Annotated in this window: 20 protein-coding genes and 1 pseudogene; 13 read left to right on the forward strand and 8 right to left on the reverse strand. The window is 67.8% G+C overall.

Features of this window, described 5'->3' with window-relative positions:
- Positions 1-21 precede the first annotated feature (21 nt).
- The 3 genes from ilvA (at position 22) to HNQ79_RS07920 (ending at position 3,317) form a co-directional block, all read left to right on the forward strand.
- Positions 22-1,263 (forward strand): threonine ammonia-lyase, encoded by a 1,242-nt coding sequence (ilvA, locus tag HNQ79_RS07910; protein WP_185028385.1) that lies wholly within the window; start codon positions 22-24, stop codon positions 1,261-1,263.
- A 204-nt stretch (positions 1,264-1,467) separates the two neighbouring features.
- The gene (locus HNQ79_RS07915) at positions 1,468-2,448 is read left to right on the forward strand and encodes an ATP-binding cassette domain-containing protein (protein ID WP_185028387.1); all 981 of its coding nucleotides are present in this window, start codon (positions 1,468-1,470) and stop codon (positions 2,446-2,448) included.
- 11 nt (positions 2,449-2,459) lie between these two features.
- Positions 2,460-3,317, forward strand: coding sequence for an ABC transporter permease (locus tag HNQ79_RS07920; protein ID WP_185028777.1), 858 nt, complete (start codon positions 2,460-2,462; stop codon positions 3,315-3,317).
- An 89-nt stretch (positions 3,318-3,406) separates the two neighbouring features.
- Here the strand turns inward: HNQ79_RS07920 and greA are convergent, their stop codons facing one another.
- Positions 3,407-3,904: a transcription elongation factor GreA gene (gene greA / locus HNQ79_RS07925; RefSeq protein WP_185028389.1), complete on the reverse strand. Its 498-nt coding sequence runs from the start codon at positions 3,902-3,904 to the stop codon at positions 3,407-3,409.
- Between the two features lie 176 nt (positions 3,905-4,080).
- Positions 4,081-4,509, reverse strand: a complete 429-nt coding sequence (locus HNQ79_RS07930; protein WP_185028391.1) for a DUF4307 domain-containing protein — start codon at positions 4,507-4,509, stop codon at positions 4,081-4,083.
- 122 nt (positions 4,510-4,631) lie between these two features.
- Between HNQ79_RS07930 and mca the strand changes: the two genes are divergently transcribed.
- The 3 genes and pseudogenes from mca to HNQ79_RS34935 all read left to right on the forward strand — a co-directional run.
- Positions 4,632-5,513: a mycothiol conjugate amidase Mca gene (gene mca, locus HNQ79_RS07935; protein WP_185028393.1), complete on the forward strand. Its 882-nt coding sequence runs from the start codon at positions 4,632-4,634 to the stop codon at positions 5,511-5,513.
- 18 nt (positions 5,514-5,531) lie between these two features.
- Positions 5,532-5,831: a hypothetical protein gene (locus HNQ79_RS07940; RefSeq protein ID WP_221507520.1), complete on the forward strand. Its 300-nt coding sequence runs from the start codon at positions 5,532-5,534 to the stop codon at positions 5,829-5,831.
- Positions 5,832-6,069: 238 nt separating this feature from the next.
- Positions 6,070-6,184: pseudogene (locus HNQ79_RS34935) on the forward strand (DUF255 domain-containing protein); the annotation flags it as partial.
- A 284-nt stretch (positions 6,185-6,468) separates the two neighbouring features.
- Here the strand turns inward: HNQ79_RS34935 and HNQ79_RS07945 are convergent.
- From HNQ79_RS07945 to HNQ79_RS07970, 6 genes are all read right to left on the reverse strand, one after another.
- Positions 6,469-6,981 (reverse strand): flavin reductase family protein, encoded by a 513-nt coding sequence (locus HNQ79_RS07945; RefSeq protein ID WP_229923325.1) that lies wholly within the window; start codon positions 6,979-6,981, stop codon positions 6,469-6,471.
- 280 nt (positions 6,982-7,261) lie between these two features.
- Positions 7,262-8,485 carry an acyl-CoA dehydrogenase family protein gene (locus HNQ79_RS07950; RefSeq protein WP_185028397.1) on the reverse strand — a complete coding sequence of 408 codons (1,224 nt, stop codon included), beginning with the start codon at positions 8,483-8,485 and terminating at the stop codon, positions 7,262-7,264.
- On the reverse strand, positions 8,486-9,535 hold the full coding sequence (locus tag HNQ79_RS07955) for a class I SAM-dependent methyltransferase (protein ID WP_229923324.1): 1,050 nt from the start codon (positions 9,533-9,535) through the stop codon (positions 8,486-8,488).
- A 17-nt stretch (positions 9,536-9,552) separates the two neighbouring features.
- Positions 9,553-10,755 (reverse strand): tetratricopeptide repeat protein, encoded by a 1,203-nt coding sequence (locus HNQ79_RS07960; protein WP_185028399.1) that lies wholly within the window; start codon positions 10,753-10,755, stop codon positions 9,553-9,555.
- Positions 10,731-11,867, reverse strand: coding sequence for an MFS transporter (locus HNQ79_RS07965; protein ID WP_185028401.1), 1,137 nt, complete (start codon positions 11,865-11,867; stop codon positions 10,731-10,733). The genes HNQ79_RS07960 and HNQ79_RS07965 overlap by 25 nt, the downstream gene beginning before the upstream one ends.
- A gap of 39 nt (positions 11,868-11,906) precedes the next feature.
- Positions 11,907-13,154 carry an ATP-grasp domain-containing protein gene (locus HNQ79_RS07970; protein WP_185028403.1) on the reverse strand — a complete coding sequence of 416 codons (1,248 nt, stop codon included), beginning with the start codon at positions 13,152-13,154 and terminating at the stop codon, positions 11,907-11,909.
- Positions 13,155-14,564: 1,410 nt separating this feature from the next.
- Here HNQ79_RS07970 and HNQ79_RS07975 point away from each other — a divergent pair.
- From HNQ79_RS07975 to HNQ79_RS08005, 7 genes are all read left to right on the forward strand, one after another.
- A complete protein-coding gene (locus HNQ79_RS07975) occupies positions 14,565-15,254 on the forward strand; it encodes an iron-containing redox enzyme family protein (RefSeq protein WP_221507456.1) in 690 nt (229 codons plus the stop codon).
- Between the two features lie 74 nt (positions 15,255-15,328).
- The gene (locus HNQ79_RS07980) at positions 15,329-16,612 is read left to right on the forward strand and encodes an ATP-grasp domain-containing protein (protein ID WP_185028405.1); all 1,284 of its coding nucleotides are present in this window, start codon (positions 15,329-15,331) and stop codon (positions 16,610-16,612) included.
- On the forward strand, positions 16,600-16,935 hold the full coding sequence (locus HNQ79_RS07985; RefSeq protein ID WP_185028407.1) for a hypothetical protein: 336 nt from the start codon (positions 16,600-16,602) through the stop codon (positions 16,933-16,935). Before HNQ79_RS07980 ends, HNQ79_RS07985 begins: the two co-directional genes overlap by 13 nt.
- A gap of 109 nt (positions 16,936-17,044) precedes the next feature.
- Positions 17,045-17,224, forward strand: coding sequence for a hypothetical protein (locus tag HNQ79_RS07990; RefSeq protein WP_185028409.1), 180 nt, complete (start codon positions 17,045-17,047; stop codon positions 17,222-17,224).
- Positions 17,212-18,408, forward strand: coding sequence for an ATP-grasp domain-containing protein (locus tag HNQ79_RS07995; RefSeq protein WP_185028411.1), 1,197 nt, complete (start codon positions 17,212-17,214; stop codon positions 18,406-18,408). The genes HNQ79_RS07990 and HNQ79_RS07995 overlap by 13 nt, the downstream gene beginning before the upstream one ends.
- Complete coding sequence (locus tag HNQ79_RS08000; protein WP_185028413.1) at positions 18,405-19,523, forward strand: arginine deiminase family protein; 1,119 nt, start codon at positions 18,405-18,407, stop codon at positions 19,521-19,523. Before HNQ79_RS07995 ends, HNQ79_RS08000 begins: the two co-directional genes overlap by 4 nt.
- Positions 19,520-20,560 (forward strand): DMT family transporter, encoded by a 1,041-nt coding sequence (locus tag HNQ79_RS08005; protein ID WP_185028415.1) that lies wholly within the window; start codon positions 19,520-19,522, stop codon positions 20,558-20,560. The genes HNQ79_RS08000 and HNQ79_RS08005 overlap by 4 nt, the downstream gene beginning before the upstream one ends.
- Positions 20,561-20,586: the final 26 nt, after the last annotated feature.

Consider the following 20,586-nt stretch of genomic DNA (forward strand, 5'->3'; position numbering starts at 1 on the left):
CGTGGCTGCCAGACTTGCCGCATGAGCTTCCGCACCCTCGGCCACGTCCGTGTCCCCGCCCCCGGCCTCATCCTCGACGACGTGCGCGGCGCGCAGAAGATGCTCGCCGGCGTTGCCAGGTGCACCCCCATGGAGGGCAGCCGGCACCTCACGCATCTGGTCGGTTCGCCCGTCCACCTCAAGTGCGAGAACCTCCAGCGCACCGGTTCCTTCAAGCTGCGCGGCGCGTACATCCGCATCGCCGGGCTGTCCCCGGAGGAGCGGGCGGCCGGGGTGGTCGCGGCCAGCGCGGGCAACCACGCACAGGGCGTCGCCCTGGCCTCTTCGCTGCTCGGCGTGCGGTCCACCGTGTTCATGCCGGTCGGCGCGCCCCTCCCGAAGGTGGCGGCCACCCGGGAGTACGGCGCGGAGGTGAGGCTGCACGGGCAGGTCGTCGACGAGACGCTGGCCGCGGCGCAGCAGTACGCCCGTCGGACCGGTGCCGTCTTCATCCATCCCTTCGACCACCCGGACGTGATCGCGGGGCAGGGCACGGTGGGGCTGGAGATCCTGGAGCAGTGCCCCGAGGTGCGCACCATCGTGGTCGGCGTGGGCGGGGGCGGGCTGGCCGCGGGCGTGGCGGTCGCGGTGAAGGTGCTGCGGCCGGACGTACGGATCGTGGGCGTGCAGGCCGAGGGCGCGGCCAGTTACCCGCCGTCGCTCGCGGCCGGGCGGCCGGTGGCGCTGGAATCGGTGCAGACGATGGCCGACGGCATCAAGGTCGGCCGGCCGGGGGACGTGCCGTTCGCGCTGGTCGAGGAACTGGTCGACGAGGTGCGGACGGTGAGCGAGGACGAGCTGTCCAGCGCGCTGCTGCTGTGCCTGGAGCGCGCCAAGCTGGTCGTGGAGCCGGCCGGGGCGAGCCCGGTGGCCGCGCTGCTGAGCCGGCCGGAGTCCTTCGAGGGTCCGGTGGTGGCGGTTCTGTCGGGCGGGAACGTCGATCCGCTTCTGATGCAGCGGACCCTGCGGCACGGTATGGCCGCAGCGGGCCGTTATCTGTCGCTGCGGTTGCGTTTGACGGACCGTCCGGGGGCGCTCGCGAATCTTCTGGGGGTGTTGTCAGTGGTGGACGCTAACGTCGTCGACGTGAGCCACGCACGGACCGATCCGCGGCTGGGACTCACCGAGGTGGAGGTGGAGGTGCAGCTGGAGACGAAGGGTCCGGAGCACTGCGCGGAGGTGCGCGGCGCACTGCGCGAGGCCGGGTACCGGGTCGTGTCGTAGGGGTGGGCGTACGGGCGGTCCGCACGAGCCCCCGGGGGCTCCCGCGAACCCCGTAAATCCCTTTCCGCGACGCGATGTATCGCGTTAGGGTGTGCCGCGCGCTGCCCCGGGCGGCGCTTCCGCTCCCTGTGCTCGCCGGGCGGTGCACAACCGGCAAATCCAATATTTCGCGTGAGGAACCACCCGACAACTGGGGGACCCCCTATGCCAGGCGCCATCTATGCCGAGGGTCTGGTCAAGACCTTCGGCGACGTCAAAGCCCTGGGAGGCGTCGATCTCGACGTCCCCGAGGGCACCGTGCTGGGGCTGCTCGGGCCCAACGGCGCGGGCAAGACCACGGCCGTCCGCGTCCTGACCACCCTGCTCCGGCCCGACAGCGGCCAGGCGTTCGTGGCGGGCATCGACGTACTGAAGCATCCCAACGAGGTACGGCGCTCGATCGGCCTGTCCGGCCAGTTCGCCGCCGTCGACGAATATCTCACCGGCCGCGAGAACCTCCAGATGGTCGGGCAGCTCTACCAGATGTCCAAGAAGGCGTCCAAGGTCCGCGCGGACGAACTCCTGGAGCGCTTCAACCTCTCCGAGGCCGCCGACCGTACGGCCAAGACGTACTCCGGCGGCATGCGCCGCCGGCTCGACCTCGCGGCGGCCCTCGTGGTCTCCCCGCCGGTCATGTTCATGGACGAGCCGACCACCGGACTCGACCCGCGCAACCGGCAGCAACTCTGGGAGGTCATCCAGGAGTTGGTGGCCGGCGGCACCACCCTCCTGCTCACCACCCAGTACCTGGAGGAGGCCGACCACCTCGCGCACGACATCTGCGTCATCGACCACGGCAAGGTCATCGAGCGTGGCACCTCCGACCAGCTCAAGGCCCGTACCGGCGGCGAACGCATCGAGGTCGTCGTCCACGCGCGCGACCACATCGTGATCGCGGACGAGGTCCTGCGCGGCTTCGGCAAGGGCGACACCAAGGTCGAGCAGCACACCCGCAAGCTGACCGTCCCGGTCACCGGCGGCGCCAAGCTCCTCGCCGAGGTCATCCGCGAACTCGACGCACGGGGGGTCGAGATCGACGACATCGGGCTGCGGCGCCCCACCCTCGACGACGTGTTCATCTCCCTGACGGGGCACGCCGCCGAGGTCGACGAGACGGAGAACGCCGAGGAGGTGGGCAAGAAGTGAGCACCGAGACCATGCCGGCCAAGTCGCTGGCGCCCGTGGCCAGGGGCGGGCTCGCCCAGTCGGTCACCGACTCGCTGACCATCGCCAAGCGGAACCTGATCCGGATGATGCGCATTCCGGAGATGGTCATCTTCGGGCTGATCCAGCCGATCATGTTCGTGGTGCTGTTCACCTACGTGTTCGGCGGCTCGATCAACATTCCGGGGGCCGACGCGGGGAATCTCAAGCAGGCCTACAAGGACTTCCTGATGGCGGGCATCTTCGCGCAGACGGTCACCTTCGCGACCGCCGGCGCGGGAGCGGGCATCGCCGACGACATGCACAAGGGCCTCATCGACCGCTTCCGGTCGCTGCCCATGGCGCGCGGCGCGGTCCTCACCGGCCGCACCCTCGCCGACCTCGTGCAGACGGCGCTCACGCTGGTCGTGCTGGCCGCGGTCGCCCTGCTGATCGGCTGGCGAGCCCACGAGGCCATCCCCAAGGTGCTGGCGGGCTTCGCCCTGCTGCTCCTCCTCGGGTACGCGTTCTCCTGGATCGGCGCACTCATCGGCCTGTCCGTACGGACCCCGGAGGCGGCCACCTCGGGCGGTCTGATCTGGCTCTTCCCGCTGACCTTCATCTCGAACGCCTTCGTGCCGGTCGACGGGATGCCGTCGTTCCTCCAGCACGTCGCCGAGTGGAACCCGTTCAGTGCGACGGTGCAGGCGGCCCGGGAGCTCTTCGGCAACACCATCGAGGGCCGGCCGGTCTCCGTCACGGGAGCCTGGCCGATGGAACACCCGGTCCTGGCCTCGCTGATCTGGTCGGTACTGATCATCCTGGTCTTCCGGACCCTGGCGGTCCGCAAGTACCGCTCGGCGACCGTCTGACCCGTAACCGCACGCGCGAGTGCCCCCGGCTGCCACTGGCGGCCGGGGGCACTCGCGTACGTACGGGCGACGCGGGTACGCGGGGGACGTCAGCCCTGGTACGGCGTCGCCTCCAGGATCCGCACCATGGCCTTCTTGCCGTTCGGCAGCTCGTACTCGGCGTCCTCGCCGACCTTCTTGCCGATCACGCCGGTGCCCAGCGGGGACTGCGGCGAGAACGTCTCGATGTCGGAGGTCGGGTACTCCCGCGAGGCGAGCAGGAACGTCATCGTGTCGTTCTCGTCGCCGTCGAACGCGATCTTGACGACCATGCCGGGCGCCGCCTCGCCGCTCTTCGCCGGGGCCTCGCCGACCTTCGCGCGCTCCAGGAGCTGCTTCAGCTGACGGATGCGGAGCTCCTGCTTGCCCTGCTCCTCCTTGGCCGCGTGGTACCCGCCGTTCTCACGGAGGTCGCCCTCCTCACGGGCCGCCGCGATCTTCGCAGTGATCTCACCGCGCGCCGGACCCGACAGGTACTCCAGCTCTTCCACGAGCTTGTTGTACGACTCCTGGGTCAGCCAGGTGACGTCGTCGCTGGTCTGGGTCACAGGTGCTCCTCGAAGTTACGGATAACAAAGCATCGCCCTACCCCAGAAGGATGTGCCTCCACGGGCGGGCGAAACCACGAGCCTAACAATTCGTTCCCCCCGAGGGGAGGAGAAAAACCGTAACAGGCGCATCATCGCAGCTCAGAGCGTTCAAGCCCGCTTCGGGGAGGGCCGCGTCACTGCCTGTCGGCGGTGCAGCTCAGCAGTTCCGCGCTGGTCGCCTTCGTCGTCGTGCGGATCGGATAGATCTCGTCGATCCGGCTCTGGCCCCGCTGGTCGATGCGTACGTCCTTGCGGCCGACCTCGGCGCCGCTGCGGGCCAGCGCGCGCACCGTGCACGTCCCGGTGACGTCGGCACCCTTGCGGATCTCCAGGTGGACCCGCACCTCGGTGTCCGAGGACTTCAGGTCGAACTTGATCAGCTCGGCGCTGATCTGCTGCTTGGTGATGTAGCCGTACCCGATCCAGCCGACCAGCGCGAGCAGCAGCGTCCCCAGCACGGCGCCCGTGATCTTCAGCTTGCGGTCCGTGCGGGCGTCGGCGGACGCTGAGCGGCCGTAACGGCCCTCGGGAGCGCCGGGAGCGCTGTCGCCTACCGCGTTCATGATGTGTTCCTCCGGCCGTGCGGGAATCCAGGAATATTTTCCGCCCCCGGTTCGGTCAATATAGAAGCCGCACCATTGCGCCGGATCACCGAGGGCGCCGGATCACACGAGGATCGAGAGTCTTGACTGAGCAGCTGCGCTTGATGGCCGTGCACGCCCACCCCGACGACGAGTCGAGCAAGGGTGCCGCCACGATGGCGAAGTACGTGTCCGAGGGGGTGGACGTGCACGTCGTGACCTGCACCGGCGGGGAGCGCGGCTCCATCCTCAATCCGAAGCTCCAGGGCGACAAGTACATCGAGGAGCACATCCACGAGGTGCGCGCCAAGGAGATGGCCGAGGCCCGCGAGATCCTCGGCGTCAAGCAGGAGTGGCTCGGCTTCGTCGACTCGGGCCTGCCCGAGGGCGACCCGCTGCCGCCGCTGCCCGAGGGCTGCTTCGCCCTGGAGGACGTCGACGAGGCGGCCGGCCGCCTGGTGAGGTCCATCCGCGCCTTCCGCCCCCAGGTCGTCACCACGTACGACGAGAACGGCGGCTACCCGCACCCCGACCACATCATGACCCACAAGATCACGATGGTGGCCTTCGACGGGGCGGCCGACGCGGCGGCGTACCCGGAGGAGGAGTTCGGCCCGGTCTGGCAGCCGATGAAGCTCTACTACAACCAGGGCTTCAACAAGCCGCGCACCGTCGCCCTGCACGAGGCGCTGCTGTCGCGCGGCATGGAGTCGCCGTACGGGGACTGGCTCAAGCGCTGGGAGGAGTTCCAGCGCGACGAGCGCACGCTGACCACCTTCGTGCCCGCCTCCGAGTTCTTCGAGATCCGGGACAAGGCGCTCATCGCGCACGCCACGCAGATCGACCCGGACGGCGGCTGGTTCCGCATCCCGATGGACCTCCAGAAGGAGGTCTGGCCGACCGAGGACTACGAGCTCGCGAAGTCCCTGGTGCCCACGTCCCTCCCCGAGAGCGACCTCTTTGCGGGCATCCGCGACAATGCCTAGGTGAACGTTTCCCAGGCAATGACTCAGCTCGTGTCGCTCGCCGCCGACGACACCTTCGACAAGAACAAGGTGACGCCGGGAGTCCTCGGCTTCCTCGTGTTCGCAGCGCTGGCGGTCGGTGTGTGGGCGCTGATGAAGTCGATGAACCGGCACATGGGGAAGGTCTCCTTCCAGGAGGCGCCGGACCCGGGCGCTCCGGTCGCGGGACCCGAGGGCGGCGAGGGCGGGGCGAAGAAGGCGGCGGCGGGGACCGCCCCGGCCGAGCCGTCCGGTTCCCGGTCCGGGGGACCGGACCGGGGCCCCGGCAAGAAGAATTAGCGCCCCGCCCGGCCACCGGAAGCAGGGGCTGCCGGCAGCACGAACCGCACGCGAGCCGGGCCACTGTCCGGCCGGTCGGCGGTCGACTCCCCGGCCGCCGGCCGCCCGGCCTTCGACGGCGCCGTCGGGCGGTGGCGTGCGGCCCGCTCGGGGCGCCTCGGCGAGGGCGAGTGCGGGCACCGGCGCTCCCGCATGGCGAGAACCTGGCGCATGGACGCGGCGGGCGAGCGCCCGGACCATGAGACGCCCCCGCCTCCTCCCGCACGCGGACATCCGGTCGACGATGGCCCTGGTCCGCCGAGGACTTCGAGGAGGCGCGCAGGCGGGCGGTGCCGGCGCTGCTGAGCGGGGGACTCCTCCTGCTCACCGCTGGTGCCAGTGGCAGGACAACGTCCGGTCCGGTTCGTGGTGCCCGGTCCGCGCGACGGCGGTGTCTCGGGATGGGCCCGGCCCTACCAGGCACCGAAGGGCGGCGAGTGCGCCACGGTGGTGCCCTGCCCTGCCGGGCCGGCTCGGCGAGGAAATCGGGTTTTCTCTTGCCGGTGTCGCGGCGTCGGTGCGCATCGACGTCCGAAAGATCTGCTGAGGCCGCTTTCCGGGCCTTCCTCCGGTGCGGTTCCCCGGCAGTAGGGACACGCTAAGCCAGCGCGTGGCTCAACGCAGCGAGCGAGTGGAAGCCCCTGCCGTACCAGACGAGCGGGCTGCCGTCTCCGCATACCGCCTCCGCCACCCGCCCCACCAGAATCGTGTGGTCTCCCGAGTCGTATTGCGCGTTCGTCTCACATTCGAGGGTGCACAACGCGCCATGAATCAGGGGCGTCCCATGGTCGGTGCGCGTGACAGCTACATCCTGGAACTTGTCGTCCGACGAGCTCGCGAAGCGTTGCGCCAACGTCCCCTGGCCGGAAGCGAGAATGCTGACTCCGAAGCGGTGTTCCTGCCGAAACACCGGGTGACAGCGTGCGCTCCGGGCTATGCAGACCAGCACCAGCGGAGGATCGAGGGAAACAGAGGTGAAGGAACTCGCAGTGAAGCCGTGATCTGTGCCATTTCTGTCAGTCGTTGTCACAATGGCGATTCCCGATGTGAACCGGGCCATGGCGGCACGAAATTCCTGCGAGGTCACTACGGGTGATGCGGTCACGAACACAGTTCCCTTCTTGCATGACGCGGCCGGCAGTGGCGATCGTGTGGGGTGGCAGCTGTGAGTCTTGATCGTGGCGCTGTCTGTGCAGGTCAGGGAGTAGCGGGCGGGGATGGTGGAATGGGCGCCCTGGAAGGGGAGTTGGCGGGTGCGGAGGTGCCGAAGCACGGCAGGGGCGCTGTGCCCGTCGCCCCTGCCGTGACACGTCCCAGCTGATCGGCTGCTGCCGCGCTGGGGCCGCCGCGATCGTCGAACCCTGGGGAGGGTGCCAACGGGTTCTTCGATGTCAACTCGAAGGCGTCTTCTCTGTGGCGGGAGCTCCCACCTGCCAGTCGACGGGCGGCGGAGTACCGTTGAGAAGCCAGTCCCCAATGGCCCGCTGCTTGAACATCACCGGGTTGTGGCTGGCGACCGTCCTTGAGTTGCGCCAGTGCCGGTCGAGATCGCGACCGGCACTCGTCGCCGAGGCACCCAGCGCGTTGAACAGCAGGGTTGCCGAGCGCGGTACCAACTCGGAAAGCATCACCTGCGCCTGCTCGGAGCGGATTTCCGCCACAAGATTCGCCTCACGATCCTCCTCCGAATCCCGCCCGGCAACCCCCGTCTCCGAGGCCCGCTGCAAGGCCTCCGCCACTCCGCGGGTCAGCGCCCGCGCTGTGTAGGCTATGGAGGAGATTTCCCCCACGAGCGACTGGATATTCGGGTCGTCCTTCGCCAGAAGGGCGGAACTGTGCGAATAGTTGCGCTGACGGTTTCGCACGGCTTCTGTGATGTCTCGCTCAACGGCGATCGCAATACCTGCTTGCACGACGAGCAATATCCACTGGTAAAGCGGCGTCTGATAGCGAATGCGATCCTCGAAGGGAGAGACATCGCGTGGGTCGACACGCGCCTTGTCGAAGATCACCGTGCCCGTGCCGGTGGTGCGTTGGCCGAATCCGTCCCAGTCGTCGTGAACGGTGATGCCCGGTTGATGCATCGAGACGAATCCAGCTACGCTCTGCCCCTCGTGGATTCCGGATACATCCGCCCAGTCCGCGAAAATGGAGCCGGTGGTGTAGTGCTTCTTCCCGGAGACCGTCATCTCGTCGTCCTGCCGGGTGAAGAGCGTGTTCTTCTTCCCCATCGCGACCGGACCCGCCTCCGCCCAGGCGTTGCCCACCACCTGCCCGTCAAGAAGTCGGGGCAGCCACCGCTTCCGGTACTCCTCGTCGGGCCGGTGTACGACATCCTCCACGAAGGCGATGTGGCCGCGGAAGATCTGCAAGATGTTGGGATCGGCCGCCGCCAGCTCGACGAGTACGTCTCCCCACTCAGGAATCGTGAGCCCGTCACCGCCCCATTCCTTCGGTATGCGCAGCCGACTGAAGCCTGCGTCGGCTACAGCACGCACCTGCTCCCGCGGCAGCTCGCGGTGACGATCACGCGCGACCGCGCCCTCAGTCAGCTCTTTCACCAGCGCCAGCACATTCGCTTCGGCCGATGTGGTGGGGGGGAGTCCGGGTGTCATTTACTGAGCATCCTTCCTGGGCTTCCGCACTACTTGCAGTGTGGAGTTGCCGAAGGCTTCCGTGTCGGTGTCGAGGCGTGTGAACTCCTCGAAGCCCGCGGCGGTCAACTCGGAGAGCAGCGATTCCGGGGAACGCTCGGAGTAGTGCAGCACCTCGAGGTCGATGGGCTTGCGCTCGCCTTCGATCTCGACGTAGCGGGTGATGGTGCGCCCCGGCACCAGGTCGGCAGCGACGCTGTCGTAGTTCTTGATGGTGTGGAAGCCACGGCCCCAGTCCGAGGCACAGTGGTCGACGACGAAGTGTCCACCGGGGCGCAGGACGTCGAAGACACGGGCGATGTGACGCGCCCGGTCCTCCGCCCGGTCGAGCATGTGCAGTGCACCCATGTTGAGGGCCAGATCGAAGGACTCCGCCGCTACATCGCGCAGGAAGATGATGTCCTTCTCAATGAATACATCGGCGGGCAGGCCCTTTTCCCGTGCCCGCTGGCGCGCTTTTTCCAGGGCGCTGTGCGACACGTCAAAGGAGGTCACACTGCGACCTATTCCACTGCTCAGCAGAAAGAGGCTGTCGCGCCCTTCCCCTGTTCCCAGGTCCACGATGTCACCCTCGAAGATCTCCGGGTGCCGTGCAAGGATCTCGCGCAGGCTCGCGTTCTCGGACGTTCCCTCCCAAGATGACGCGCCGCGCTCGTAAACCTTCGCGTAGCGGTCTTCGTAGCCGAAGTAGTAGCCCTTCTCCGTGACGTAATTGCACATCGCGGAGACAATCGGGTAGTCCGCCGGGATGCTGCGTTGCTTCGGCTCCGCCGTGCTTTCGCTGCTGTACTCCGTATGCGGTTGCGCAGCCGTCAGCAAGAGCTTGTCGCCCGCCGCAATGCTTATTTTCTCGCCGACGCCGATGACCGTCACGCCTTCGCGCAACTCCTCCTCGGAATAACCACCGTCGGGCAGACAGTAGAAACCGAGCCTGCCCTGTTTGACCGTCAGCGACGCGGGCTCCGGATAGTCGAGCTGCACGACTTCGTTTTCGTCGATGGTGGCGGTCATGTGATGCGTCATTGTGTTCATCTCCCCGTTCGTGCGTGGATGTGAGAGCTGAAGAGCTCGCTGGGGTTGCTGTCCCGGAGATAGGTATCGGCCGCATCCCGGGTCCAATGGAAGATGTTCTGCTGTACCTTGCTGCCGCCGATGGACAACTGCTGCCGCTCTAGGGCGACGCGCATGACCCGTGCGGAGGTCGCGTAGTCCCGCTGCGCGAAGGCTGCGATGCCCTCGAAGAGCGGCCGGCACACCGAGTGGAAGAACTCCGGCGTCTCTCGAGCGCGGCAGGAAGCCACGATCCTGTCGAAGAGTCGGTAGTCTTCCGCCTTCGCGAACGCCATCGCGGCGTGCAGATCGTTGAAGACGTAATTGGGGTCCGCCGCATAGGCGGCCCAGGCGTCCGCGAGCGTCAACCACTGGGGCGCCAGCATCTCGGAGAACTCCTGTCCTCCCAGCATTTCCAGCCGCCACAGCAGCGCGACCGCATCGAGGTCTTCCCAGGCTCCCGCCCTTGACTTGCGGCGCACCTCCAGCTGGTAGCAGCGCAGAGCCTCATCCAGTTCACCCTCACCGAGCAGCCCTATGGCGAAGTGCCACCACATGTGGATGCGCATCGGCTCCGCCGCTCCCCAGCCGTTGGAGTAACGGGAGATGGACTCTTTCGCCGCTTTGTTGTCGCGGAGCCTCTGTAACACGTGCACCTTGGCGTGCAGCGCGTAGATGTCATCAGGATTAATGCTCATCGCACGCTCAGCGGAGGAGATCGCGTCGGAGAATTCCCCGCATTCCTCCAGAGCGAAGGCGAGGAGGCCGTCGCTGAGGCCGGCGGCGCGGCGGGTCATCGTGGAGCGCAGCTCGATGAGGCTGCGGCCCGTCTCCAGCATTCCCTCACTGTCACCCAGGAAGAAATCGGCCATATGTGCCAGGAAGCCGGTGAGCAGTGCATGCCCCCCACTGGAGGTCTGCAGGCTGCTCGCCAGCATCTCGCGGGCACTCGGCAGATCTCCGCGGGCCCAGCTCAACACGGCCTCGCGCGTGGTGCGGAACTCGGGGTCGAGGGAGCGAGGGGGCATCGCTTCGAGAATGTCGATGGCCTCACGGAATCGCGCTGCCTCCATATTGGTGACGCCTTCGGCGGCAACCATGAGGCCGTGGTGCGGGTCAGTGTTCCGAACGGTGCGAGGGTCGAGGCGGAGGGCGACTAGATCTTCAACGATGCTTTCCATGTCCGCAATCCTTGCAATGAGCACGACATTACGATGACGAGCAGGAACGGTGCGATCCACACCAGCGATTGCGCCGCACCGAAGACCAGGAAGACGACGGCCAAGATGGGAATCGCCGTGGCATTACCGATGGCGACCGCTTGACCGGTAACGGCGGAGTCGTAGTGGGTAGCGGTGTACTCCCGCAGGGCAATGCGCAGTGCGCCGAAGCCGGCCCCCAGCGCGAAGGTGGAGAGCGCCATCGCGACCACGGTGGTTCCACCCGTCGGCAGCGCCCACAACACCCCGCCCAGTACGGCGCAGGCAATCACCAGCTTCGAGAGTGTTGCGGAAGACAGCTTCGTGCGGGCCGAAATCACCCCTGCGGCGATGACGCCGATGCCCAGGCAGGCGTCGACGATGGCGACCGTGACAAGGCCCGCGCCCCGGTCGCTGACCTGGAGCGGCAGCATCAAGTTGAACGCGCCCAACACCGGCCAGATGAGCGCGAACGTGGCGATCAGACGGAGCGGGGCCCGAGGCTTCGCCGGGGGTCCTGCGTCGGCTTCCGCCACGGCTTCGGCCTCCGTGTCAGTGACCGCAGCGGCACCCACCCTCGGCCAACTGAGCGCCGCAACCAGTGCAAAGCCCGCCGTCAACGCCTGGACGATGCCGCGGGTGCCCACCACTTCGATGATCACGGGGGCCATCAGCGGCCCGATCATCAGGGCCGCCTGGTTGCCCGACATGGTGACGGAGCTGGCCCACGACACGTCCTGACGCCGCTTCTCCTCGTTGAACCAGCTTTCCCAGCTCGCCTCCAGGGCGAAGAATCCGATCCACATGAAGAGATTTGCCACGACCAGCGCGGTGGGGTTCTCGACGAGGAAACTGACCACGAAGGAAATCATGGCCACATAAAGCAGGGACAGCACAGAAAGGCGCTGCCCCGTTATCTTGACGCGGCGGAGCAGGAGCGGTACCGCCAGTGCCGGCAAATACGACAGCAGCGTCGAAATGACCAACCGCCAGTAGCCCCCGCCTTCTGCCGTCGCGATCTGCCAGTTGATCACAACGAGGAAGATGCCAGCGAAGAGCCGGTAAGCGGTCGAAACGACGGTATAGCGGATCATAGATGCTGGCAAGACTTTCCTCATGCGCCCAATCTCTGATCAACCGAAAATTTCGTCGGAGAGCGTATCCGCGATTTTGACAGGCATCATGGTGCGCTCGGTGAAAACTTCGTCCCAGACGATTTCGACCACGCCGTCCCGGGTGGTCCAGTCCGCGACAGGCTTCGCGACGTCACCGGGCTTCTTGGACACGTAGACGGAAACCACGCTCTCGGGAAGTTCCTCCGGAATCCTTACCGAAGTGATCTTCCCTGGCTGTGCCTTCAGGAAGGCAACGGCGCTGCTGCGGGTGGGCTCGCTCCGCACCAGAGGAAAAGGATCAATCCCCAGGTAAGAGGCCACGTGCAGGGTGTAGGGGTTGTACCCGTAGGCACGTTCCATCTGGTCCATGATGCCGTCACCGCCGGGACGAGCCGCCGCCTCAATGAGCCACGGAGTGCCCTTGCTGTCGAATTTGACCTCGACGTGCGCGATCCCGCGATCGATCCCGAGGGCCTCGCACGCTTTCTCCGCCAAAGTCTTCAGCGCCGTATCGCCCGTACGGTGACTGGGTACGAGGTGCCCGACCTCAGCGAACACAGGAGGTTCCGAAAGGTACTTTTCGGTCACCGTGAGCGTCATGCGCCGATCGCCGTGGCAGAGCACCTCGACGGAGACTTCTTCCTGGGAGTCCACGTACTGCTCAACCAGGTAGTGGGTGCCCTCGATGGGGAAATCATCGCGGTGGCGCTCGATGTGTTCCACCGAGGCCGCGAACGCGGCACTCGCCTCAGCACGAGTATGGGCGAGGCTGACCCCGCCACTGCCGCTGAAGTCGGCGGGCTTGAGCACGACCGGGTACCCGATCTCCGCGGCCGCCGCGAGCATCTCTTCCTCGGAGGTGACGGCGATGGAGCGCGGGGTCGGCAGATCCGCCGCCTCGAAGCGGGCCTTCATCGCGTACTTGTCGCGGGTGGCGTGTGCGGAATCGGCGGAGAGTCCCGGCAACCCGTATTCCTTCGCGACGGCACTCGCTGTCGGCACACCCCAGTCGTTGATAGGCACCACTGCCGCCAGGTCCCAGCCGCGCTGTTTCCATTCGGCCACCGCCGCGAGCACGGAATCGGCGTAGCCGTCGTCCGCCGCTATCAGTTGATCGAAGAAGCGCTGCGGAGATCGCTGCGGATCGACCGCTGTTGCCCACACAGGCAGGGAACTTGCATCCTTCGCGCCCGAGAACGATCGCTCGCGCAAAAAATAGCGCGTACCGAGCCCTAAGAGGAGGACATATGATCTTGCTGAAACCATGCGGTCACGGTAGGACGTGCTTCAACGGGTGTCAACGGGCGTTCTGATGGGTGGAGCGGGCCCCTAACTTCCTTGCGTCACCGTCCTGTTGGACCGATGGATATGGACGTGTCCGAGGGCGTCGAGGCGGGGTCGGTGGGGGTGCCCGACCGCCTCGCCGACGTCAGGGCCGTCGTCCGGCGCGGGTCGCCTGTGGGCAGGCGAGGGTGGTCCTGGTGTGGAAGGTGAACTCTGCTCCAGCGCCCTCCTGCCGGCGGTCGCTGTGCCCTTCCCGTCCTGCCCGGCCTCGTCGAAGGCCGGTTCCGCGCGGGGTCGGCGAGATGGCGCTGCGAAGTCCTGGACGACATCCCCGGCGGGATTCTCGGTCCCGGCCGCGCGGAAAAGAAGCCACGGCTGCTGTCGACGGTGTTGCTGCCGGGTGTGCCCCGCGTCCGGGCCGTTCCTGTGCGTGAGGCCGAACAGGGGTTCGCGGAGGTGAGTAGTCGTCTCTCGAGGCGGCGCGCGATGCGAAGCAACGACATTGCATTACAGGGGAGTTCATCGAACCTTCACCGCCTGGCCGACCGCCGCCTCCGCCCGTGAGCCCACTGGCCCGGCAACGAGGTCTGCGGCTCGAAAGCCCTGCGTACCGGCCCGCTCGCCTGGGGGCCGGGCCGCTCCGGATCGCGGCTCACCGCCGCCGGTACGAGACCACTGTCGGGAGCATCGCGGCCGCAGCCCGACCACCTGGGCCGCATCCACGGCCGCCGTCACGGACTTCGAAGTGCGGGTGGAGTACGTGCCCGGGGCGACGTCCCCGTGCACCACGCATCCGGCTGCCTCCGTGGTCAGTGTCTGTAGAGCGGCGGCTGCCTGAGGTACGGACCGCCGGTGGATCCTCCCTGCTCGCTGGAGGTAAGTGGCGCTTTCTGAAAGGGAGTTCACGGGGCCAGCCATGAGGCAGGATCGCTGGCGCGCGCGACGCGCGGTGCACTTGTGATCTGGGTCACATTAGGAACGATCCTCCGTGTGAGTCCTCGGATGAGTGGTCTTATGCCGGTGGTGAGCACGCCGCTCGGAGTGGAGTCCGGGCGCGAGACATCTGCATCCCCACAAAGGTCAACTCCACGACGACCGCCACGACATGACCTCACGTGCTACCAGCTCAAGCTCCCGATCACGCGGTGGGCAGCAGGAGTGCCGACCGCACCGCACGCCGAAACGCTTCTTCATCTCGGCCGAGTGTCCGACTCCCGGAGTGAGGCAACTGATGGCACCGCTCCCAGGGCGTGCAAGAGGAAACTCGAACCGTCCACGAGGTATCGAGCCGAGGGTCGAAGTCGCGCTTGCCGGAACGACGCGCCCTGCTGCGGAAGGCGCCAGCGCCATCTCTGGCGCGCCGAGGGTGTCAGGAACTCTCACCATCGAGCGATGAAAGGCACTTATATGTCACGCGAACGCCTCGAAAAGCTTGCCGCTGAAGGAATGGAGCGGCTCTTCGAGAAGGTTCCGAAGGCACGTGAATTCCACGCCGCCGAATGGTCGGACCCGGACTACTACCGTCGTCACCTCGTCGAGACCGTACTGCGCATTCGCCTCAACAACGAGGTGGATGCCTACGGTCTGTACAAAGTGGGCTACAAGGACCACCGGCTTGCTGCGACACTCGCGAGGTATCTCTCCGAAGAGAACAACCACGAGGGGATGTTCCTGCGCGACCTGAAAGAATTCGGTCTCAGCAAGGAAGACGTGGACGCGACCCGTCCCATGCCGTCGACCGAATACCTCATGGGGTACATGTACTTCTCCATCAACCAGGAAGGACCGCTCCCGACCACGGTCTGGAACTGGTTCGTCGAGTGGTACTCGGACCGCTACAACCCGGGCATCACCAAGCACGCGGCCGAGATCTACGGTCTGGAGAAGGTCAAGGGCTCCCAGGCGCACATCGACTACGACGAGTCCCACGACCACGACGAGCTGATGTGGGGCACGGTGGACCGAGCCATCAAGGGCTGGGGTTCCCTCGACGACGCGGAACGGCACCTGGTCAACTTCATCGACCTGATCGCGCTCTACTTCACCGAGCTCTACGAGACCACGGCCGGCCGCAAGGCCTGAGTCGCCGCGAAATCCTGCACCGTTCACGGTGTCCGCATCGCCGTGTCATGCCATGTCGACCGTAAGGATCCGCAGTGCCCGACGGGACCGTCCTGATACTCGAACCGGAGTCGTCCGGCGTCGACCTCATCCCGGCAGCGCTCGGGCTCGGATTCGGTGTCCACATAGGTGACCGTCGGGCTGCGCATGAGCTGCCCACCGCGGTACGGGATGCCATCGCGGCGGGTACGGCAGCCCACGTCCAGGTGGACACACGGTCGGTCGGGGCGGTGGCCGACATGGCCGCCGCCCTGGCGCGGCGAACCCAAGTCGCCGCGGTGGTACCGGGGTTCGAGTACTCCATATCCACCGCCTCCGCTGTGGCGCAGCGCCTCGGCGTTCCGGGAATCACCCCTCGGTCGGCCGAACTGCTGCGAGACAAACGCAGAATGAAACAAGCGCTCGCGGCCCATGGCGTACGGGTGGCCTACGGCGTCCCGCTCGCCGTCGAGCGCGCCGACAACGCCGTACTCCAGGACGTGGCCCGCAAGGTGGGATTCCCCGCGGTCGTCAAGCCTGTCAACGGCTGCGGCAGCCTCCGGGTGCGCCGCGTCGAAGACTTCGGCGAGCTGTGCGACCAGGTGGAGCTGTCCCGCCGCGACCCCATCGACGACATGGGACTCAGCATCGGTGGCCGGCTCCTCGTGGAGTCGTATGTGACGGGTCCCGAAGTCAGTGTCGAGGGATACGTCGCGGAGGGCACCGTCCGTGTCGTGGCCGTGACCGAGAAGCAACTGGGTGCCGAACCGCACTTCGTCGAGGTCGGGCACATCGTGGATGCCGGGCTCGAACCGGCGGCACGGGCCGAGGTGGAGCGGGTCACCCGAGCCGCCGTCCAGGCCCTCGGCCTGCACGTCGGGGTCTTCCACCTTGAGGCGCGGCTGACTTCGTCGGGCCCCGTAGTGATCGAGGTGGCCGCGCGCCTGGGCGGTGACCGGATTCCGGAACTGGTCGCGGCCTCGTACGGATTCGACCTGCCACGAGCGATGATCCAGGCCCTGGCCGGGCTGCCCGTCACACCACCGGATGCGGGCAGACGGCCACGTGTTGCCGGCGTGCGCTTCTTCAGCGTCCCGCACCCGGCTGTTCTCGGCGACCCGGGTCGGCTCGTCCGGCGGATGTCCGCCGTCACCGGGTGCCGAGACGCCTCGGTCAGCCATGCGGCGGGAGCCGCCCTGCGGCCCGCCACCGACTTCCGCGACCGCTTCGGACACGCTGTCCTCGTGGCCGACGACCGGGCGGCGCTGGACGCCGCCCTCGCACAAGTGGATACGCACGTCGAGCAGTCCGTGAGGAGCGCCGCAGCATGGGCATCCTGATCGCCGACCGCTGCAGCGACGATTTCGCCGGACACGGCGAGTACCTCGGCCACGCCCGGCATCGGGGCAGCGGTGTGGCGCTCGCGGATCACCTCCCGACGGTCCCGCCGGGACGCGGACGCGTCGAGGCTGCCGAGGACGTCCATGACGCCCCGGTTCCGTGTCAGGGCGCGGAGTGCCCGGACACCTGTCATGGCCGCAGCCGGGGACGTCGGCCGGGCGAGACCGTCCTCCACCGGCATCGGCTCGCTTGCGCCACCGTGGGCTCGGGGGCTGGTCGGCAATGCCGCTACGGCCACCGGCAGGTCGTCGAGCGGGCCTGATCACGAACGCACGCGAGGCCGGCGGCCCGTCAGCTCTGTGCGGGCGCCCTTCCGCGGGCACCCGCGGACAGCACCACCCCCCACCGAACACGTTAGGGAACGCATGCGCATGTCCACCCATTGGGCCGTGCCGGAGGGCCGGGACGAGCCCTACCGCTACAGCAAGGACATCCAGCACCGCACGCGCCTCGCGCGCCACCGTGGTCGCGCGGCGGACGAAGCCGCAGTGGCCCGGGTGGACGCCCCGATGGGGAAAGCGACGGGAGGGACCGTGGCATGCGGCTTCTGATTCTCAACCGGCACAGCGACAGCTTCGCGGAGTACGACCGGTACATCGACCACCAGGAGCATGAGGTCTCCTACGTGACGGTTCCGGCACACGTGCCCATGGCCCGGCGGTCCAGCCACCGCCACCTGGAGGTGCTGTCCTCGCTCGGCGACGAGCAGGAGGTGCTCCGGGCCGCCGAGCGGTGCCACCGGGAAGCCGGTCCCTTCGACGCCGTGTTCGCCCAGTCCGAGTTCGACCTGCTGACCGCTGCCGCCGTCCGTGAGCAGCTGAACGTGCCCGGTCCCGGGGTGCAGGCCACCCAACTGTTCCGGGACAAGCCCCGTATGAAGGAAGCCGTCGCCGAGGCAGGGCTGCGGGTTCCGCAGTTCACCGCCGTCACGTCGGTCGCGCAGGCCGTGGAGTTCGCCCGTACCTGCGGGGGAGCGATGGTGGCCAAGCCGCGCGCCGGTGCGGCCTCCAGCGGAGTCGTCGTGATCGAGCCCGGCACCGACCCCGCCGCGGCACTCGCCGGCCTCGACCTGGCCGAGTACGAGGCAGAGGAGCACGTCTCCGGGCCGATCTGGCACGTCGACGGCCTGCGCCACCGGGGCCGCACGTGCTTCCAGCTCAGCTCCCAGTACGTCGGCACCTGCTACGGGTTCTCCCGCGGCGAGCCGCTTGCCTCCGTGGTGCGCCTCGACGAGAAGGCGGACCTCATCGGTGAGTTCGCCGGCCGGTGCCTGGACGCGCTGGACCTGCGCGACGGACCGTTCCACCTGGAGGTCATCGAGAGCGACGACGGGCCCGTCTTCCTCGAAGTCGGAGCGCGAGTCGGTGGCGGCGAGATACCGTTCGTCCTGCACGATGTCTACGGGGTGGACCTTGTGGGCGACTGGCTCCGCGTCGTCCTGTCGCAGACTCCGCGGACGCTGCCCCAGGGCGTCCCCCGGGAGCACGCGGGATTCCTCATGCTCCCGGAACCGGCGGGGCTGACCCTGGCGTCGCGGCAGAGCGTGCTGGAACGAGTGGAGTGCCTGTACGCCGAGGTACTGCCCGAGCCGGGCCACCGCTTCGACGGCGCCGGTGGCTACGAGAAGCTCCTCGGGCGGTTCCGCTACCGCGCGCCGTCCGCGAAACACATCACCGACGCGGTCGACGAGACGCTGCGGACCTACCGCTACGTGCTGACGGAGGAGGGACGATGAGCCGTATCGTCTTCTTGATGCAGGACCCGGGCGAGGTCATGCCCGCGGAGATGGCGCTGTTCATGGGCGAGGACCCGCCGTACGACCCGGGGTGCGCCGCCGCGGAGTCGGCCGCGCTGAAGGAGGTCCTGGTCAGCCGCGGAGCCGAGTGCCTGAGCGTCCGTCAGCTCTTGACCGGCGCCCCCCGGGAGGCGCTCGTCGCTCTCGCCGCTGCCGCGGTCGGCACCGACGACCCGGGTCGCCGGCCCGGCATCCGGGCGGCCTTCGACAGCTGGAGCGGCGACGACCTGGCGGACATCGTGATCCGCCAACCGCACCTGCGCACGTACGCCGATCCCCAGCTCGCCGAGATCAGCCCCGACGCCTCCTACGAGTCCTACGAGATCCGTCCCCTGTTCGGCTTGATGTTCCCCCGCGACCACTACGTCGACCTGGGGGACGCGGTGGCGCTCGGCCGGCTGCGCCGGCAGGACCGGGCGCGGGAGACCGGGGTCGTCAGGACGGTCCTCGAGCAGCTCCGGGGCAGGCCTGCCGAGCTCACGACCGAGGAAGGCCACTGGCTGGAGGGCGGGGACGCCGCGGTCTCGCCACGCGTCGCCGTGCTCAGCGGGGGGTTCCGGAGCAGCCCCGAGGCGATGGACCGGCTCCGCCGGCTGCTGCTGACCGGGGAGCGGGCCGTCATCAGCGTGCATGACGGACGCCGGCGCCCCGAGGAGTTCCACCTCGACCACTGGCTGGCCCTCGGCCACGACACCGCCCTCGTGGCCGAGGACCGGCTCGACGACGTCGAGGTGTCGGCCGTCGTCCATCGGGACCCGGACGAACCCGGCGCCGCCGCGAAAACCCTGCGCGAGGCGCTGCACGCGACAGGCGTGGAGGTCATCCCCCTCTCGGCCGCGCAACGGCTCCTCTTCGCCGCCAACAGCTTCTTCCTCCCCGACGGGCAGACCGTCCTCACCTCGACGGCCGCGCACAAGGAACTGGCGCCACTCCTGGAGCCGCGGGGGATCGAGGTGGTGAGCGTGCCCTTCGACAACCACCACAAGCTCTTCGGAAGCATTCACTGCGCACTCAACACCGTTCGTGTTCCGGAAGAGGAGAGCGGGACCTCATGACGAAGGCGCCGGAGACGACTCCGACTCCCACACGGACGGAGCGCATTCGGGGGAAACTCGCCCTCGGGGGCAGCGTCGTGGGGATCGGCTCGGCCTTCATCTTCGTGCGCCTGAGCGAGGTGGACCCCACCGCGACGCTCATGCTGCGCATGCTGGCCGCGTCGATGATGATCGGGGCGGTTCTCGCACCGCGGAGCGCTGCTGTGCGGGTGCGGGACATACGGGGCCGGGACATGGGACTGCTCGTGCTGGTCAGCATCGTCTCCGGGCTCGATCTGCTGGCCAATCAGTGGGCGGTCAGCTACACCTCGGTGGCCAACGCCGCGTTCCTGATGAATGCTTCGCCCGTGTTCGTGCTGCTCTTCGCCCGGCTGGTGTACCGCGAGCGCGTCGGCCTGATGAAGCTGGTGGCGGTGGTCGTCGCGGTGGCCGGGGGCACGCTCGTCGTGGCGGGCGGGGGGGACCAGGCGCCGAGCAGCCTGCACGCCTTCGGCGACGGACTCGCTCTGACGTCCGCGGCGCTGTACGCCGTGTTCCTCCTCATGACCAAACGCCTGCGCGAACGCATCCCCACGAGCGTCATCATGCTCACCAACTCGCTGGTGATCATGGTGATGCTGGCACCGGTGGCGATGCTGACGAGCGATCCCCTGCTGCCGAAGAGCGCCTCGGGATACGCACTGATCTTCGGCTACGCGCTCGTCTGCCAGCTGCTCGGGCACGGGCTGATGACCTATGCGCTGCGCACCGTGGACCCGGCCCTCGCATCCATGTCAGGACTGCTGCGTCCCGTCGTGGCCGCCGCCCTGGCGTGGCTGATCCTCGACGAGGGAATGGGCCCGCTCCAGTTCCTGGGCGGTGCCGTCATGCTGCTCGCGCTCTACTGCTTCCAGCGTGCGGACCTGGGCCGCGCCGTGCCCTCGTCCGCCACCACCGAAGAGGAGCAGCGGCTCGGTCCTGCGGAACAGTCGCGGCGTCCGGCGAGTCCGGACCCGAGTCCGCAGGTGAGGGCCGACGGCCGGCCGGACGATGGGTGAGTGCGTCGTGTCGGACGAGCCTGCGC

The organism is Streptomyces candidus (assembly GCF_014207445.1).
Taxonomy (GTDB): Bacteria; Actinomycetota; Actinomycetes; order Streptomycetales; family Streptomycetaceae; genus Streptomyces; species Streptomyces candidus.

Bases quoted from the DNA above. Each gene is read 5' to 3' on its own strand.
- ilvA (WP_185028385.1), top strand. From the start codon at position 22: ATGAGCTTCCGCACCCTCGGCCACGTCCGTGTCCCCGCCCCCGGCCTC.
- HNQ79_RS07915 (WP_185028387.1), top strand. From the start codon at position 1,468: ATGCCAGGCGCCATCTATGCCGAGGGTCTGGTCAAGACCTTCGGCGAC.
- HNQ79_RS07920 (WP_185028777.1), top strand. From the start codon at position 2,460: ATGCCGGCCAAGTCGCTGGCGCCCGTGGCCAGGGGCGGGCTCGCCCAG.
- HNQ79_RS07930 (WP_185028391.1), bottom strand. From the start codon at position 4,509: ATGAACGCGGTAGGCGACAGCGCTCCCGGCGCTCCCGAGGGCCGTTAC.
- HNQ79_RS07940 (WP_221507520.1), top strand. From the start codon at position 5,532: ATGACTCAGCTCGTGTCGCTCGCCGCCGACGACACCTTCGACAAGAAC.
- HNQ79_RS07950 (WP_185028397.1), bottom strand. From the start codon at position 8,485: ATGACACCCGGACTCCCCCCCACCACATCGGCCGAAGCGAATGTGCTG.
- HNQ79_RS07955 (WP_229923324.1), bottom strand. From the start codon at position 9,535: ATGACCGCCACCATCGACGAAAACGAAGTCGTGCAGCTCGACTATCCG.
- HNQ79_RS07960 (WP_185028399.1), bottom strand. From the start codon at position 10,755: ATGGAAAGCATCGTTGAAGATCTAGTCGCCCTCCGCCTCGACCCTCGC.
- HNQ79_RS07965 (WP_185028401.1), bottom strand. From the start codon at position 11,867: ATGATCCGCTATACCGTCGTTTCGACCGCTTACCGGCTCTTCGCTGGC.
- HNQ79_RS07970 (WP_185028403.1), bottom strand. From the start codon at position 13,154: ATGGTTTCAGCAAGATCATATGTCCTCCTCTTAGGGCTCGGTACGCGC.
- HNQ79_RS07975 (WP_221507456.1), top strand. From the start codon at position 14,565: ATGAAAGGCACTTATATGTCACGCGAACGCCTCGAAAAGCTTGCCGCT.
- HNQ79_RS07985 (WP_185028407.1), top strand. From the start codon at position 16,600: ATGGGCATCCTGATCGCCGACCGCTGCAGCGACGATTTCGCCGGACAC.
- HNQ79_RS07990 (WP_185028409.1), top strand. From the start codon at position 17,045: ATGTCCACCCATTGGGCCGTGCCGGAGGGCCGGGACGAGCCCTACCGC.
- HNQ79_RS07995 (WP_185028411.1), top strand. From the start codon at position 17,212: ATGCGGCTTCTGATTCTCAACCGGCACAGCGACAGCTTCGCGGAGTAC.
- HNQ79_RS08000 (WP_185028413.1), top strand. From the start codon at position 18,405: ATGAGCCGTATCGTCTTCTTGATGCAGGACCCGGGCGAGGTCATGCCC.
- HNQ79_RS08005 (WP_185028415.1), top strand. From the start codon at position 19,520: ATGACGAAGGCGCCGGAGACGACTCCGACTCCCACACGGACGGAGCGC.